At 58.9% G+C, this 15,063-nt stretch carries 14 protein-coding genes; 7 read left to right on the top strand and 7 right to left on the bottom strand.

All coding sequences use genetic code 11. From position 1 onward, the window contains the following. Window positions 1-31: 31 nt before the first annotated feature. Window positions 32-1,609: a DUF5928 domain-containing protein gene (locus GOW31_RS17690; RefSeq protein WP_171171883.1), complete on the bottom strand. Its 1,578-nt coding sequence runs from the start codon at window positions 1,607-1,609 to the stop codon at window positions 32-34. A gap of 143 nt (window positions 1,610-1,752) precedes the next feature. Between GOW31_RS17690 and GOW31_RS17685 the strand changes: the two genes are divergently transcribed. Further along, entirely contained in the window at window positions 1,753-2,571 is an 819-nt protein-coding gene (locus GOW31_RS17685) for a sulfotransferase family protein (protein WP_171171881.1), read from the top strand. 155 nt (window positions 2,572-2,726) lie between these two features. Here the strand turns inward: GOW31_RS17685 and GOW31_RS17680 are convergent, their stop codons facing one another. Next, window positions 2,727-3,179, bottom strand: a complete 453-nt coding sequence (locus GOW31_RS17680; RefSeq protein ID WP_171171879.1) for an NUDIX hydrolase — start codon at window positions 3,177-3,179, stop codon at window positions 2,727-2,729. A 104-nt stretch (window positions 3,180-3,283) separates the two neighbouring features. Then, the gene (ilvD, locus tag GOW31_RS17675) at window positions 3,284-5,116 is read right to left on the bottom strand and encodes a dihydroxy-acid dehydratase (RefSeq protein ID WP_171171877.1); all 1,833 of its coding nucleotides are present in this window, start codon (window positions 5,114-5,116) and stop codon (window positions 3,284-3,286) included. A gap of 107 nt (window positions 5,117-5,223) precedes the next feature. On the opposite strand from ilvD, the gene GOW31_RS17670 reads away from it, so the two are divergent. The 4 genes from GOW31_RS17670 to GOW31_RS17655 all read left to right on the top strand — a co-directional run bounded on the left by GOW31_RS17670 (window position 5,224) and on the right by GOW31_RS17655 (window position 8,163). Then, window positions 5,224-5,787 carry a helix-turn-helix domain-containing protein gene (locus GOW31_RS17670; protein ID WP_171171931.1) on the top strand — a complete coding sequence of 188 codons (564 nt, stop codon included), beginning with the start codon at window positions 5,224-5,226 and terminating at the stop codon, window positions 5,785-5,787. After that, entirely contained in the window at window positions 5,784-6,053 is a 270-nt protein-coding gene (locus tag GOW31_RS17665; RefSeq protein ID WP_152459709.1) for a hypothetical protein, read from the top strand. The genes GOW31_RS17670 and GOW31_RS17665 overlap by 4 nt, the downstream gene beginning before the upstream one ends. Before the next feature lie 71 nt (window positions 6,054-6,124). Next, window positions 6,125-6,979: a 3-mercaptopyruvate sulfurtransferase gene (gene sseA / locus GOW31_RS17660; protein WP_152459710.1), complete on the top strand. Its 855-nt coding sequence runs from the start codon at window positions 6,125-6,127 to the stop codon at window positions 6,977-6,979. Further along, window positions 6,979-8,163 (top strand): amino acid aminotransferase, encoded by a 1,185-nt coding sequence (locus GOW31_RS17655; RefSeq protein ID WP_171171875.1) that lies wholly within the window; start codon window positions 6,979-6,981, stop codon window positions 8,161-8,163. Before sseA ends, GOW31_RS17655 begins: the two co-directional genes overlap by 1 nt. 70 nt (window positions 8,164-8,233) lie before the next feature. Here the strand turns inward: GOW31_RS17655 and GOW31_RS17650 are convergent, their stop codons facing one another. Together GOW31_RS17650 and GOW31_RS17645 are read right to left on the bottom strand one after the other, a co-directional pair. After that, window positions 8,234-9,556, bottom strand: coding sequence for an ammonium transporter (locus GOW31_RS17650; protein ID WP_171171872.1), 1,323 nt, complete (start codon window positions 9,554-9,556; stop codon window positions 8,234-8,236). Between the two features lie 33 nt (window positions 9,557-9,589). Continuing rightward, complete coding sequence (locus tag GOW31_RS17645; protein WP_152459713.1) at window positions 9,590-9,928, bottom strand: P-II family nitrogen regulator; 339 nt, start codon at window positions 9,926-9,928, stop codon at window positions 9,590-9,592. Window positions 9,929-10,186: 258 nt separating this feature from the next. Here GOW31_RS17645 and GOW31_RS17640 point away from each other — a divergent pair, with 258 nt between their 5' ends. Then, window positions 10,187-12,361, top strand: a complete 2,175-nt coding sequence (locus GOW31_RS17640) for a transglycosylase domain-containing protein (protein ID WP_171171870.1) — start codon at window positions 10,187-10,189, stop codon at window positions 12,359-12,361. Window positions 12,362-12,437: 76 nt separating this feature from the next. Here the strand turns inward: GOW31_RS17640 and leuB are convergent, their stop codons facing one another. After that, window positions 12,438-13,541 (bottom strand): 3-isopropylmalate dehydrogenase, encoded by a 1,104-nt coding sequence (leuB, locus tag GOW31_RS17635; RefSeq protein ID WP_152459715.1) that lies wholly within the window; start codon window positions 13,539-13,541, stop codon window positions 12,438-12,440. 91 nt (window positions 13,542-13,632) lie between these two features. Here leuB and GOW31_RS17630 point away from each other — a divergent pair, with 91 nt between their 5' ends. Next, entirely contained in the window at window positions 13,633-14,160 is a 528-nt protein-coding gene (locus GOW31_RS17630) for a redoxin domain-containing protein (RefSeq protein WP_171120094.1), read from the top strand. Window positions 14,161-14,163: 3 nt separating this feature from the next. Here GOW31_RS17630 and GOW31_RS17625 read toward each other — a convergent pair whose 3' ends face one another. Further along, the gene (locus GOW31_RS17625) at window positions 14,164-15,057 is read right to left on the bottom strand and encodes a LysR family transcriptional regulator (protein ID WP_171171868.1); all 894 of its coding nucleotides are present in this window, start codon (window positions 15,055-15,057) and stop codon (window positions 14,164-14,166) included. Window positions 15,058-15,063 lie beyond the last annotated feature (6 nt).

Genomic DNA, 15,063 nt, shown 5'->3' with positions numbered 1-15,063 from the left:
TGGGCAGACAATCTGTGAAGGGCTTTGGGGATCAGTCGAGGAAAAGGTAATCCAACTGCATGATGGCTTGGGCTTTGTCTTCACCAACCCCAAGAAACTTGGCAATAACCGCTTCATTGTCGGCGCGCGGGGCCGTTTCCCGCAGGCGCAGGTAATTGTCCAGCCGGGCGGCGCGGATCCGTTCGGATTCATAGCCCAGATCGTTGCGAAGGGTCGGCAGCAAGGAAGCAACGGTTTCCGTTGGGCTGTTGTCTCCGGCCAGCCCGACGCGACGCGCGTGGCCGATCAGATAGTCGTCCGAGTATTCGCATTCGATCTCAAGCACGTGAGTTTTGGCCTGGTCGCCGCAGAAATCCTCGAGCGCGTCAAGATTGGCCGGGTCAAGGCACAGCACCAGCTGATCCGACCCGAAACTGTCGAACAACAGGCGCAGAACGGCGCGCCGGTGACGAGAGCGCTTGGTCAGTGTGGATTCGATCCCGCCCAGGTCCGGCAGCAACGTATTTTCTTCGTTGAACAGGTATTCTACGCAAGGAATACCCGTTTCAGATGCGATCTGATCGACAAGACGTTTGGCGACATGCCATTTCTTGCAGACGATCACGAACAGTTCCCGTTCCGGGCCGAGTACGCTTCCGGCTTCCCAGAAGCGTTGTCCGAACCGGCGGCCGATACGCCCGCGGCCGGTGAGAAACGCATACAGATTGCGCCCCTCGTTCGAGATCGGGAAATCGACACCCTCACTTGCATAGAGCGAGCCGAGCCGGGCCTTCAACTCATGCGCCTCGGCGCTGATCTTGCGGGCGAACAGATAATCCTGGCCCAGCAACATGTCATAATGGTCATTGTAGAACGTGACCGGCATTCCATAGTCCGAGAACATCAGGAAGGTCGGCGTTCGGTTTTCAATCTCGTTTTTTGGGATCAGGTGACGCACCAGCGTCTGAAAGAAGGTTTCATCGGGGATCCACGTGGTCGAAAAAAAACGGATCACATCCCGGCGCTGACGCAGGAAATCCAGAATCATTTCGACGGTTCTGCGACGCAGGCACCACCATTGGCTGCCGATCATCATCTGAATGTCCTGGGGGATGTCCCGCGTCAGACCGAGGCGCTTTTGCAATTCATAGGCGGCATAAAACAGCTTGGACTGCGTGCGCTCGTTGAAGTAGTGGCGATAGATCAGCCGGTCTTCCTTCATGCCGGTCTTGATCCAGTTGCTTTCAAAGAAATCGTGACTTTCGATGAAATCCTTGTCGTTATCGTCGAGGTAACGGTGCGTGTATTCAGCGGTTTTAATCGCCATGCAGTCACCCGACAGCATGTAGAAATGTGTGGCGCGGGGGAAATTTTCCACGGCGGCTTCCAGGGCGTTCAGCGTGGCCCGGACCAGCGACCATTCTCCCCAGCCGCATCTCACGCGTTTTTTTGCAAAGGTCACATTGGGGTTCTGATCCAATGCGGAACGAATGCGCTCATAGGCTTCGGCGCTGGCGCTGGCGTCAAAATGGATGGCCATGCAATCGCCGACAGCGGTCAGTTGTTCGGCCTGTGCAATGATGGCTTCAGGGTCCTTGTGACACAGCAATATATAGGCGACTTTTGCCATTGAGATTACGCAATATCCGTTTCTGCCTGATTTCAACCGTGATACTGAGGATGAACGATTGAATAAACAGAATAATTTTGGTTCTTTGTAACCAAAAGCTGGCGTATCGGATCGAGACCTGGCCAGCGGAGGAGGCACAGCAGATGGGGTTTCCCGGTACCTGGATGACCGAGAGCGAAAGCATGGTGTACCGCGTGGTGCCCAAATGTGCCTGCTCGACCATTGGTCAGATCATGTATTTCTCGGATCATGGTCAGTTCTTCGACGGTGATATCCATGATGCCAAGGACGGCATGCACAAATGGGCATTTGATCAGAGCCAGGAGCTGATCTCGAACAATGTGCGCAATCACGCGTCCTATTCGTTCACTTGCGTGCGCAATCCCTACACCCGCATCCTCAGCTCATTCTTTGACAAGATCTGTGGCATTCAGCGCAACGGCAAGAGATACCGCGGCAATCTGGTGCCGACGCTGATCTATAACTACGGGATCGAAGTGGGCGGCGACGACGGCAAGGGAGAGTTTGACCAGATCGCCAGCTTCCGCCGGTTTCTGCTGTTTGCACGTGATACGATCCGGTGGCGGCGCCCGATGGACCCGGACATTCACTGGTCTGCGATGTCAGGCCACGTGTCTACCTTCATCGTGAACGGCGGTCACTATGACCGTGTATTCTGGACAGAAGCGTTCAATGACGGGATGCAGGATGTTCTGGACAATGTCGAGCTGAAGCACCCGGTCAATTTGTCCGAAATCCCACGGTTCAATGAATCCGAAGGGCATGGGCCAAAACGTGCGCATCCGGTCGAGGACTACTTTGACGATCTGTCAATGCATCTGGTCTATGAGATCTACAAGCAGGATTTCGAGCTGTTCAAATACGACTTCGAAAACCCGGCGAACAAGATGCCGATCGGTGAAATCGATCTGGACGAAATCCACGCCAAATTGGGCGACTGACGGTGGGGTGCTCCCGCCCGTCGTCGGTATTTCTTGCGAAACATCTCCTCCGGTTGGGCCCGGCGCCGCGCGTTGCGCGGCGCCGGGCCCAAGGCCAAACGTGGCATCAGCGAAGCTGATGGTGCGATTTGGGCGCGGGAGGGTCTTTTTGCGTTTCAGTCTGAGCTCAGGTGCTGTTTGAGACCGTTGGGAAAAAGCTGCGGTCCGTCACGTGTGCCCAGTTTGCGGATGTCGCGCCAACGGGCGGTGCAGATTACCCCGTAGTCTTCGCGGAACGTGATGGGTGCATCCGGAAATTCTGCTGGATTTGCAAGGCGCACGTCCGCAGCGAAAATGATCTCATGCCCAAACGATCCTTCGTGGGTGTAGATGTTTTCGAGCACCAGCGGCGCATCTGATACTTCGACATCAACTTGGAGTTCTTCACGAAACTCGCGTTTCAGCGCAACTTGCCAGGTCTCGCCAAACTCGATGCTTCCGCCAAGCGGGTGCACACCTTTCAACACGTTGTCGTCGTCACGAACATCTGCCACAAGCAGCCGGGGTCCCCGCCAAAGCAAGCCAATGGCTTTGACACGAATACTATTTTGTGGACGCCAGATAGTCATGTCTCAGCACCGGAACAGCTGATTGGACGGAAGAAGGCCCCGCTGATTTTGAATAGCGAGGCCTTTGAAGCTATTGCGGTTTTGATGATTTGAAAACCAATTCGTCAGACTTGACGCACAGCACCTTTCGCAGCGCTTGTCGTCAGCTTGGCATAGGCCTTGAGCGCAGTGGACACTTTACGTTTGCGCGGTGCGGCGGGCTCCCACCCCTTTGCGTCCTGTTCCGTGCGGCGGGCGGCCAGCTCTTCATCCGAAACCGCCAGATGAATGGTGCGGTTGGGGATGTCGATCTCGATCGTGTCGCCATTCTGAACCAGACCGATCTCACCGCCTTCGGCCGCTTCGGGTGATACATGTCCGATCGACAGGCCTGATGTGCCGCCCGAGAAACGGCCATCGGTCAGCAACGCGCAGGCTTTGCCAAGTCCTTTGGACTTCAGATATGACGTCGGATATAGCATTTCCTGCATCCCCGGGCCACCGCGCGGGCCTTCATAGCGGATGACGACCACATCGCCTTCTTTCACCTTGCCCGTAAGAATGTCGTTGACCGCCTGATCCTGACTTTCGCACACGTAGGCCGAGCCGGTGAATTTCAGGATATTGGCGTCCACGCCAGCAGTTTTCACGATACAGCCGTCGCGGGCGATATTGCCGAACAGAACGGCCAGACCACCATCCTGGCTGAACGCGTGCTCTTTCGAGCGGATCACGCCGCCTTCGCGGTCGGTGTCCAGTTCCTTGTACCGGTTGGACTGGCTGAACGCCTGTGTGGTGCGCACACCGCCGGGGGCGGCCTTGAACAGCTCCTGCGCCTTTGGATTGTTGGCGACCTTGATGTCCCAGTTGGCGATCGCTTCGCCCATTGTGGCCGAATGTACCGTGTTGCATTCCTCGTGCAGCAGGCCTGCGCGGCTGAGCTCTCCGAGGATCGAGAAGATACCTCCGGCGCGGTGGACGTCTTCCATGTGCACATTTTCGGTGTTGGGCGCGACTTTGCACAGGCAGGGAACGCGGCGGCTCAGGCGGTCCATGTCGGACATGGTGAAATCAACGCCACCCTCATGCGCGATGGCCAACAGATGAAGCACCGTATTGGTGGACCCGCCCATGGCGATGTCGAGGCTCATGGCGTTTTCGAATGCTTCGAAGGTGGCAATCTCTCGTGGGAGAAAACCTTTTTCATCCAGATCATAATGGCGCTTGGTGATCTCGACGATGCGGCGGCCTGCCTCAAGGAACAGATCTTTGCGGTCGGCATGTGTCGCCAGTGTCGAGCCGTTGCCCGGCAGAGCCAGGCCCAATGCTTCGGCCAGACAGTTCATCGAGTTCGCAGTGAACATGCCCGAACAGGACCCGCAGGTCGGGCAGGCATTCTCTTCGATGTGTTGAACCTGTTCGTCGGTGAATTTGTCGTCTGCCGCGGCCACCATCGCATCGACGAGGTCGATTTTCTTGGCATCCAGATCTGCGATATCGATCTTGCCGGCCTCCATCGGCCCGCCCGAGACAAAAATGGCCGGGATGTTCAGGCGCATCGCGGCCATCAGCATGCCGGGGGTGATCTTGTCGCAATTCGAAATGCAGACCATGGCGTCGGCACAATGCGCGTTGACCATGTATTCGACCGAATCCGCAATGACTTCGCGCGAGGGCAGCGAATACAGCATGCCGTCATGGCCCATTGCGATGCCGTCATCCACCGCGATCGTGTTGAACTCTTTTGCAACGCCACCGGCGGCCTCGACCTCGCGCGCAACCATCTGGCCCAGGTCCTTCAGGTGGACGTGACCGGGCACGAACTGGGTGAACGAGTTGACGATGGCAATGATCGGTTTGCCGAAATCGTCGTCTCCCATGCCGGTGGCACGCCAAAGGCCGCGTGCGCCAGCCATGTTGCGGCCATGGGTTGAGGTTCTGGATCGGTACAATGGCATGATGCTGTTTCCCTGTTGCCTCGGGTTGCATGTCTTGGGGTTCGTACGTTATAGCGCACGTACCACATGTGCGCTATAACGCACAAGAGGATTCGCGGGACGATGAGATGAACTCTGACGATATAACGCTGAAACTGCGAGACGTGCGTGCGGCATCGGGCCTGAGCCTGTCGAAAGTGGCCAAGATGACGGGCGTGAGCAAAGCCATGCTGGGGCAGATTGAGCGCGGCGAATCCAGCCCGACCATCGCAACGCTGTGGAAAATTGCCAAGGGGTTTCAACTGCCGCTCAGCGCGCTGATCGATACGATGAACGGGGACCCTTCGGTATTTCAGACCGTAACTTTCCCCGGCACGATCGAGGTCAAGATCGTCTTTCCATTCGATCCCGCTCTGGGGGCCGAGACGTTCCACGTCAACCTCAAGCCGAACCAAAGCCACGAGTCGCCCGCCCACGCGACAGGCGTGACCGAGGAGGTCTTTGTTCTGAACGGCACGCTTGAGATCCTGCGCGGAGACGAGTGGGTTTCCCTACAGGCCGGGCAGGGGTTGCGTTTCGCGGCCGATCTTCCGCACGGGTATCGCGCCGGTCCAAAGGGGGCGGCCTTTCTGAACATGCATCATTACGCCCAACACACCGAATTTGTAGAGAACGGCAAGGCCCATTCATGACCGCATTTTTCGACAGCCTGACCATCGTCGACGCCATCGGCTCTTTCGGTGCCTTGATCGTGGTCGCTGCGTATTTCGCAACACAGATGCGGATGATGAACTCGGATGATCTGGCCTTTCCGGTGATCAACCTGCTGGGCTCGGTGCTGATCGTCTATTCCCTGCTCCAGAACTTCAATCTCGCATCAATGTTGATCGAAGGGTTCTGGATTCTGATCAGCCTCATTGGGATTATCCAACATTTCCGCCTGCGCAGCGCCAAGTGAGCGCTATCCAGCCTTGAACCCCTATGCCGCCGGGTATAGGGAAAAATCAAGCGCGCTTAGGGGAGGCTTTGATGCAGGACGATCCAAAAACCCTCGTATCCACCGAATGGCTGGCCGCGCATATGAAGGATCCGGATCTGCGGATTCTGGACGGGTCGTGGTACTTGCCCGCGCAAAATCGTGATGCACGGGCGGAATATGACGCAGGCCACATCCCCGGGGCGCGGTTCTTTGACATAGACGAGATATCAGATCACCGTTCCGACTTGCCGCATATGGCGCCTCCGGTCGAGAAATTCATGTCGCGCCTGCGGGCGATGGGTGTGGGCGACGGTCATCAAGTCGTGGTTTACGATGGTGCTGGGCTGATGTCGGCTGCGCGCGTCTGGTGGCTGTTCCGTCTGATGGGGCAGGAAAACATCGCAGTTCTGGATGGTGGATTCCCCAAATGGCAGGCGGAAGGGCGCGAGGTCGAAGACCTGCCGCCAGTCATCCGTGATCGTCATATGACCGTCCGGGTGCAAAATCAGCTTGTTCGGGATGTCACGCAAGTTTCCGCCGCCGCCAAGCTGGGTGATCATGAGATCATCGACGCCCGTTCTGCCAGCCGGTTTTCCGGGGCCGAAGCCGAACCGCGCGAGGGACTGCGCTCGGGGCATATTCCGGGTTCACGCAATGTCCCCTTTGGCCAGTTGCTGAACGCCAATGGTACCATGAAGTCGCCGGAAGAGTGCCGCGCCATATTCGAGGCCGCGGGCGTCGATCTGTCGAAACCGGCGATCACCTCGTGCGGGTCTGGCGTGACCGCCGCGATCCTCAGCCTTGCGCTTGAACGCATGGGCAAGAAAGACCACTCGCTTTATGACGGCTCATGGGCTGAATGGGGCGCCTTCCCGACCCTGCCCGTCGCAACCGGAGAGACCTGATGTTCGAGAACCTGAAACCGCAGCCTGCCGACAAGATCCTGGCGCTGATGCAGATGTACCGCGAAGACCCGCGCGATCAGAAGATCGACCTGGGCGTCGGCGTCTACAAAAACGCGGAAGGCATCACCCCGGTCATGCGCGCCGTCAAAGCGGCCGAGCAGCGTGTCTGGGACGAGCAGGAAACCAAAGCCTATACCGGGCTGGCCGGCGACCCGGCCTATGCGGATGCGATGATCGGGCTGATTCTCGGCATCTCGGTTCAACGCGGCAATATCGCCGCCGTGGCGACACCGGGCGGCACCGGCGCCTGCCGTCAGGCATTCGAGATGATCCGTATGGCCAACCCGTCGGCCCGCGTCTTCGTGTCGAACCCGACATGGCCGAACCACTTGTCGATCCTGAACTACCTGGGGATCGAGACGGTTCCATACCGCTATTTCGATGGTGACACACGTGGCGTCGATTTCGACGGCATGATCGAAGACCTGAAGACCGCCAAGGCGGGTGACGTGGTTATGCTGCACGGTTGCTGCCACAACCCGACCGGCGCCAACCTCAACATGGTTCAATGGCAGGAGGTCGTGAACCTGATCAACGCGCTTGGCCTCGTTGCGATGATCGACATCGCCTATCAAGGCTTCGGCGACGGTCTGGAAGAGGATGCGCAAGCAACACGTCTGGTCGCATCTTCGGTCAAGGAATGCCTGATAGCGGCGTCATGCTCGAAGAATTTCGGCGTGTATCGCGAACGCACCGGTTTGCTGATGGCCATCAGCGCCGATGCCGGGCAGACCGCTTTGAACCAGGGTACATTGGCATTCCTGAACCGCCAGAATTATTCCTTCCCGCCCGACCACGGCGCACGTGTTGTGACCACGATCCTGATGGACGAAGCCCTGCGCGCCGACTGGATGGCCGAACTGGAAGAGGTGCGCCTGTCGATGCTGGGCCTGCGTCGCCAACTGGCCGACGAACTCCAGCGTCTGAGCGGCTCGGACCGCTTTGGTTTCATCGCCCAGCACCGCGGCATGTTCTCGCGCCTAGGTGCGGCCCCGGAACTGGTCGAGAAACTGCGCGTTGAACACGGCATCTACATGGTTGGCGACAGCCGCCTGAACATCGCCGGTCTGAACGCCGACACCGTTCCGATCCTTGCGCAGGCGATTGTCGACGTCGGCGTCTGATTTTCAGGCATTGCCAAACAAGAAACCCGGGCACGAATGCCCGGGTTTTTTTGTTTGGGTGGAAGTGGGCTCAGCCTTTCGAAAATTCGGGATAGGCTTCCATGCCCAGTTCGCCCATGTCGAGGCCGTTGATCTCTTCTTCCTCGCCAACCCGCAGGCCGACGGTGGCCTTGAGGATCGAGAACAGGATGAAGCTGACCACGAAGACGAAGATCCCGATGGCCGCGAAGCCGATGATCTGGGTCACGAAGGACGCATCACCGTTGGTCCAGGCCACGATGAAGGTGCCCCAGAAGCCCGCGATCAGGTGAACCGGGATGGCGCCGACCACGTCATCAATCTTCATCTTGTCCAGCAGCGGCACGGTGTAGACTACGATCACGCCACCGATGGCCCCGATGATCAGTGCCTGGAACAGCGACGGCGCCAGCGGTTCGGCGGTGATCGAGACCAGCCCGGCCAGCGCGCCGTTCAGAACCATGGTCAGGTCGACCTTGCCATACATCACCTGCGTCAGGATCAGGGCGGCGACGGCACCGGCGGCAGCGGCCATGTTGGTGTTGGCGAAGATACGGCTGATATCGGCGATGTCTCCGATCGTGCCCATGGCCAGCTGCGAGCCGCCGTTGAAGCCGAACCAACCCAGCCACAGGATGAACGTCCCTAGGGTTGCCAGCGCCAGGTTCGAGCCGGGGATAGGCACAACTTTGCCGTCCTTGTTGTATTTACCGATGCGCGGGCCCAGTACGATGGCACCGGCCAGAGCCGCGAAGCCACCCGCGGCGTGAACCAGGGTCGAGCCGGCGAAGTCGCTGAAGCCCATCTCGGACAACCAGCCGCCACCCCACTGCCAGGACGCTTCGATCGGGTAGATGATGCCTGTCAGGACGATCACGAAAAAGAAGAAGGGCCACAGTTTGACGCGCTCGGCCATGGTGCCCGATACAATGGACGCGGTGGTGGCGCAGAACATCAGCTGGAAGAAGAAGTCCGATCCGACGGACGCATATGACAGGTCGGTTTCGACACCTTCCAGACCAACCGGTTCCAGTGACGTTGGCGAGAACGCGCCCAGAATGCCGGTGATGGTCCAGCCGTCGCCCGGATACATCAGGTTGAAGCCCACCAGCCAATACATGATGGCTGCAAAGGAAAACAGGCCCATATTCTTGATCAGCTGCATGGCAACGTTCTTGGAACGCACCAGGCCGGCTTCGAGCATGGCAAAGCCCGCAGCCATCCAGAATACCAGAAAACCGCCGACCAGAAACAACAGCGAAGTCAGGATGTATTGGGTATGCTGCGCAGTCTCGCCGGTGGCCTCTTGCGCCAGGCCCATCTGCGGCAGCGCGACGATCGCCGCGGCAGGAATGAGAGATTTCATCAGGTTCATGTTCAGTCCTCGAATGATTGTCGGTCGCGGCGCCTACAGCGCCTCTTCGTTGGTTTCCCCGGTCCGCACGCGCAGCGCCTGCTCGACATCGAGGACGAAAATCTTGCCATCGCCGATCTTTCCGGTCTTGGCGGTTTTGGTGATGGTCTCGACGATCTGGTCGGTCATCGCGGCAGGCACCACGATTTCCAGCTTGATCTTGGGCACGAAGTTCACCGCGTATTCGGCCCCCCGATAGATTTCGGTGTGGCCGGATTGCGAGCCGAAGCCCTTGATCTCGGTTACCATCATGCCGCGCACGCCGGCTTCGGTCAGTGCTTCGCGCACCTCCTCCAGCTTGAACGGCTTGATTGTCGCAATGATCAGTTTCACGTCTTTCCCCTCTGGTTCTCCGGTGGAACCGGTTTGTTTGCACCTGCAGAAAAATGCGCGACTGATCGTGGTAAGAAACGGCTCCTGAGGGCCAAAGGATCGCCAAACGGCGAAAAATTGCACATTATTTGCACAAAATAGGCACGCTGATTAAATAATGGGCAGTATTGTGAGGGGAAATTTCGGAAATTCGGACCTCTACATACTCAGATCACCGGGGTATGGTGGCGCAAAAGAAAACCCGGGCAGAGTTTGAGCATGACTGAGTCCAAGCGACGCAAGCCGAAATTGGTTGCGGATAAAAGGTACCCGTCAAAGGGTCGTAAACCGTCGGCATCCAAGCGCCCGGCGGGCAAGAAGGCGACGGCTCGCAAAACCACCTCACGCAAAACTGCGCGCAAAAAGACGCGCAAAAGATCGGGGGGCAAAGGCGGCGGCATCTTGCGTCGTTTCTTCCGTTGGGTCTGGCGCATGGTCTGGGGTCTGACCTGGCGGGTCGGAGCGGTCGTGGCCATCCTGATCGCCCTGGCGGTGGGTGTCGTCTATTCCTCGTTGCCTGAGTTGGATGCCTTGTTGGACGGCCGTGCGCGCGGGTCTGTCACGCTGCTGGACCGCGACGGCAAAGTGTTTGCCTGGCGGGGCGACCAGTTTGGCGGGGTGATCACTGCTGATACGGTGTCGCCGCATCTGAAAAACGCCGTCATCGCGACCGAGGACAAACGGTTCTATCGCCATTTCGGGGTCAGCCCGCGCGGTGTGGCAAGCGCCGTGCGCATCAACCTGAGCGAAGGGCGCGGCCCGTTGTCCGGGCATGGCGGGTCAACCATAACGCAGCAAACGGCCAAACTGCTGTGTCTGGGCGTGCCTTATGATCCGACAGAATGGGAATCAGAGGCCGCCTATGAAGCCGATTGCCGTCAGGGATCGCTGTGGCGCAAGGCCAAAGAGGCCATTTATGCAATGGCGATGGAGGTGAAATACTCCAAGGATGAGGTTCTGACGATCTACCTGAACCGGGCTTTCCTTGGTGCAGGCGCGCGCGGGTTCGAGGCGGCAAGCCAGCGGTACTTTGGCAAGTCCGCCGCCGAAGTCTCGCCGGCCGAGGCAGCGATGTTGGCCGGGCTGTTGGTTGCGCCCACACGCTATGCGCCGACGAACAATCTGCAACGGTCGCAGGACCGGGCCCGCCTTGTAATCGGTCTGATGGAGGATCAGGGCTATCTGACCGCCGCGCAGGCCAGCGAGGCGCGGGCGCGCCCGGCCCAACTGTCCGAGGCGGCGGCTGCGCGGGCCGGGGGGTATTTTGCGGATTGGGTCATGGCCAGCGGGCCCGAGTTCTTTACCCGCAACACGACCGAAGATGTGGTGATCCGGACAACCTTGGATCAGCGCATTCAGACCTCTGCGGAAGAGGCGCTGAAGTTCATCTTTCAGGAAAAAGTGCGCGAAGGATCAAAGGCGCAGGCGGCCATTGTGGTGATGTCGGCCGACGGTGCGGTGCGCGCGATGGTTGGTGGGCGCAAGACACGCGTGTCTGGCGCGTTCAACCGGGCGACGCAGGCGTTGCGACAGACAGGGTCATCGTTCAAGCCATTCGTTTACGCCACCGCGCTGGAACTTGGATATTCGCCGCTGGATACGGTGATGGATGAACCCTATTGCGTCGATATTCCGGGGTCAGGCCAGTGGTGTCCCAAGAACTACACCAACAAGTATTATGGGCGGGTGACTTTGGCGGATGCGCTGAAAAACTCGCTGAACATACCGGCGGTGAAAGTGGCCGAGATTTCCGGCCTGGACAATGTTCGGACGGTCGCCAGCGGCTTTGGGATTGCCAGCGACCTGGCACAGGGGCCTGCGCTGGCGCTTGGTGCATCTGAAAGCACGTTGATCGAGATGACCGGGGCTTATGCGGGCATCCTGAATGGCGGGTCGCAGGTTGAACCTTATGGGCTGACCGAACTGAAGCTGTTGGGCGACGAAACACCCGTCATGGTCACGACGACCGGTATTGGCGAGAGGGTGATCAATGAAAAGGCTGCCAAACAACTGACCTGGATGATGGAGCGCGTGGTCTCTGAAGGAACCGGCGGGCGGGCCAAATTGCCCGGCTGGCAGGTGGCGGGCAAGACCGGCACGACCCAGGCCGCGCGCGATGCGTGGTTCATCGGGTTCACGGCGGATTATGTGACCGGGGTCTGGATGGGGTATGATGACAACACGCCCTTGTCCGGCGTGACCGGTGGTGGCTTGCCGGCCGAGATCTGGAAAGAAACCATGCTGCGCGTGACCGAGGGGATGACACCCACGCCCTTGCCGATGATGGCGCCGGAACCACCGGTGCAGGTTGCCCAGCCGCAGCCCCGTCGAAAGCGCGGAGGTTTTGCCAATGACATCAACAATCTGCTGAAGAACATTTTCGGCGGCAATTAAATCAATCTCGAAAACGCCAAAACAAAAAAAGGCGGTGCCCGGTGCACCGCCTTTTGTTATTTCTTTGTTTCGTTGCTTAGACGCTTGCGTCCAATGCAGATAGGATCGCGTCGCCCATTTCGCTGGTCGAGACGGGCTGAACACCCTCATCCGCAAGCAGGTCGCCGGTGCGAACGCCGTCGGCCAGAACTTTCTCGATCGCAGCTTCCAGCCGATCCGCTTCCTCGCCCTGATCAAAGCTGTAGCGCAGAGCCATCGCAAAGCTGAGGATACAGGCGATCGGGTTGGCTTTGCCCTGACCTGCGATATCGGGGGCGGATCCGTGTACGGGCTCGTACATCGCCTTGGGGCGTCCATTGGCCATCGGCGCGCCCAGCGACGCCGACGGCAGCATACCCAGAGACCCGGTCAGCATCGCGGCGCAGTCGGAGAGGATGTCACCGAACAGGTTGTCGGTCAGGATCACGTCGAACTGTTTCGGCGCGCGCACCAGCTGCATGGCACCGTTGTCGGCGTACATATGGCTCAGCTCAACTTCGGGGTAGTCAGCGGCAACACGGTTGACCACTTCGCGCCACAGGATGCCCGATTCCATCACGTTGGCTTTTTCCATCGAGCACAGCTTTTTGTTCCGGCGCATGGCCAGTTCAAAGGCCGAGCGCGCAGCGCGTTCAATCTCGGATTCGGTGTAACGCTGGGTGTTGATGCCGACGCGTTCATTGCCTTCTTCGAAAATCCCACGCGGCTCGCCGAAATAGACGCCCGAAGTCAGTTCGCGCACGATCATGATATCGAGGCCGGCAACGATATCTTTCTTCAGTGACGAGAAATCGGCCAGCGCGTCAAAGCACTGGGCCGGGCGCAGGTTCGAATACAGGTCCATTTCCTTGCGCAGGCGCAGCAGGCCGCGCTCGGGCTTGAGGCTGAAATCCAGATCGTCGTATTTCGGACCACCGACAGCGCCCAGCAGAACCGCGTCGACCTCTTGCGCCTTGGCCATCGTCTCATCGGACAAAGGCTTGCCGTGGGCGTCATAGGCGGCACCGCCGACCAGATCCTCGCTCACGTCAAATTGAAGACCGCGATTGGCGCCGAACCAATCGATGATTCTGCGCACTTCGGCCATGACTTCCGGGCCAATTCCGTCTCCGGGCAGGATAAGGAGCGAAGGGTTGGACATGAAGGGTCTCCTTGCGTTTTGTTGCACAGGGCCTAGCGTCTGCGTTGCATCGGGTCAATGAGACGAACCTGCCAAAACAGAAGGAAAACACATGCTGACTCCTGGAAATCCGGTTCCTGCGCTGAAAATCGAAACTGTTGCCCATGGCAGCTTCGATCTGGACGCGGACAAGGGCGAAAACGGGACGCTGGTGATTCAATATCGCGGGCTGCATTGCCCGATCTGCATCAAGCAGATGGCCGAGGTCGAAGCGGCGCTGGATGACTTTGCGGCGCTGGGCGTCGAGGTCATCATGATCACCACCGATACAGCCGAGCGCGCGGCGGAAACCGCCGAAAAAGCCGGAGCGTCGCGCCTGCGTGTGGGTCACAGCCTTCCCCTGTCCGCCGCGCGGGATGATTGGGGTCTTAACATCTCGACCAAGCGCGAAGGCAGCGCCGAACCGGACCTGTTCGCAGAGCCGGGGCACTTCTACATCGCACCCGACCGCACGCTGTACTATGCATGGCAACAGACCACGCCTTTCGGTCGCCCGTCCATGTCGGATATTGCGGGTGGTTTGAAATTCACATTGGGCAACAACTATCCCGCGCGTGGAACTTATACCGGTCCGCTTTGACCCTCAAAGAGCGGCTTTGAGCCCTTCTGCCAACAAATCCCAGACTCTGCGGATGCGCGGGGTCTGGCGCATGGCCTGAGGTGCGGCCAGCCACACGGGTAGAATCGGGATGTCTACATCCAGCGGCAGGATTTCCACGTCGGGGTCAGCTTGGGCAACCTGTACCTGGCTGAAGCCTATGCCACAGCCCGCCCGGATCAGTTCCCAATAGGCGCTTTGCAGGTCACAGCGGGTGGCAAAGCTGTCGCGGCTGGCGGGCCATCCCTTTTCACGCATGGCCCTGATGATTTCCTGGTTCGCGTCAAACCCCACCAGGTCATGCGTAAACAGTTCTTCCGGCGTCTTGGGGCGCCCCTTCCGGTCCAGATAGGACTTGGCGGCACAAAAACACAGCGGCACATCCCCGAGATAGCGGGAAATGAGATCCACCTGAGCAGGGCGATACATACGCACGGCGATATCCGCCTCGCGATAGAGCAGATTCTCGGTGGTGTCGGTGGCCACCAGTTCAAGCTGAATCGTGGGTTCCTGCTTGCGGATGGACGCCAGTATCGGTGGCAGCAGGTGATGCGAGGCAAAGACCGATGCGGTGATACGCACCGAACCTTCAAGCTGTTGCGATTGCCCCGCGGCGGCAAGACTGAACGCGGTCATGGCGCTGTGCATCTGCTGGGCCATCGGCAAAAGCTGTGAACCCGCTTCGCTGAGTTTCAGACCACGCGCGTGGCGATCGAAAAGAGAGACGCCCAGCTCGTCCTCGAGGTTTTGGACCTGCCGCCCCAAAGTGGGTTGGCTGCGATTCAGATGCCGTGCGGCGGCGGACAGCGATCCCGTCTCGGCCACGGCCAGAAAGCATTGGATCAGAGACCAATCTGCATGTGTCAGAGCTTTGTCCATTCAGAA

The organism is Ruegeria sp. HKCCA0370 (assembly GCF_013033705.1).
Classification (GTDB): Bacteria; Pseudomonadota; Alphaproteobacteria; order Rhodobacterales; family Rhodobacteraceae; genus Ruegeria.
The sequence above is the reverse complement of the archived record's forward strand: the minus strand, read 5'-3'. Positions and strand labels throughout refer to the sequence as shown.

What these genes read in the sequence shown, in the direction of transcription:
- GOW31_RS17685 (WP_171171881.1), top strand. Translation starts at nt 1,753, where the DNA reads ATGGGGTTTCCCGGTACCTGGATGACCGAGAGCGAAAGCATGGTGTAC.
- leuB (WP_152459715.1), bottom strand. Translation starts at nt 13,541, where the DNA reads ATGTCCAACCCTTCGCTCCTTATCCTGCCCGGAGACGGAATTGGCCCG.
- GOW31_RS17680 (WP_171171879.1), bottom strand. Translation starts at nt 3,179, where the DNA reads ATGACTATCTGGCGTCCACAAAATAGTATTCGTGTCAAAGCCATTGGC.
- GOW31_RS17665 (WP_152459709.1), top strand. Translation starts at nt 5,784, where the DNA reads ATGACCGCATTTTTCGACAGCCTGACCATCGTCGACGCCATCGGCTCT.
- GOW31_RS17640 (WP_171171870.1), top strand. Translation starts at nt 10,187, where the DNA reads ATGACTGAGTCCAAGCGACGCAAGCCGAAATTGGTTGCGGATAAAAGG.
- GOW31_RS17625 (WP_171171868.1), bottom strand. Translation starts at nt 15,057, where the DNA reads ATGGACAAAGCTCTGACACATGCAGATTGGTCTCTGATCCAATGCTTT.
- GOW31_RS17630 (WP_171120094.1), top strand. Translation starts at nt 13,633, where the DNA reads ATGCTGACTCCTGGAAATCCGGTTCCTGCGCTGAAAATCGAAACTGTT.
- GOW31_RS17650 (WP_171171872.1), bottom strand. Translation starts at nt 9,556, where the DNA reads ATGAACCTGATGAAATCTCTCATTCCTGCCGCGGCGATCGTCGCGCTG.
- ilvD (WP_171171877.1), bottom strand. Translation starts at nt 5,116, where the DNA reads ATGCCATTGTACCGATCCAGAACCTCAACCCATGGCCGCAACATGGCT.
- GOW31_RS17655 (WP_171171875.1), top strand. Translation starts at nt 6,979, where the DNA reads ATGTTCGAGAACCTGAAACCGCAGCCTGCCGACAAGATCCTGGCGCTG.
- GOW31_RS17670 (WP_171171931.1), top strand. Translation starts at nt 5,224, where the DNA reads ATGAACTCTGACGATATAACGCTGAAACTGCGAGACGTGCGTGCGGCA.
- sseA (WP_152459710.1), top strand. Translation starts at nt 6,125, where the DNA reads ATGCAGGACGATCCAAAAACCCTCGTATCCACCGAATGGCTGGCCGCG.
- GOW31_RS17690 (WP_171171883.1), bottom strand. Translation starts at nt 1,609, where the DNA reads ATGGCAAAAGTCGCCTATATATTGCTGTGTCACAAGGACCCTGAAGCC.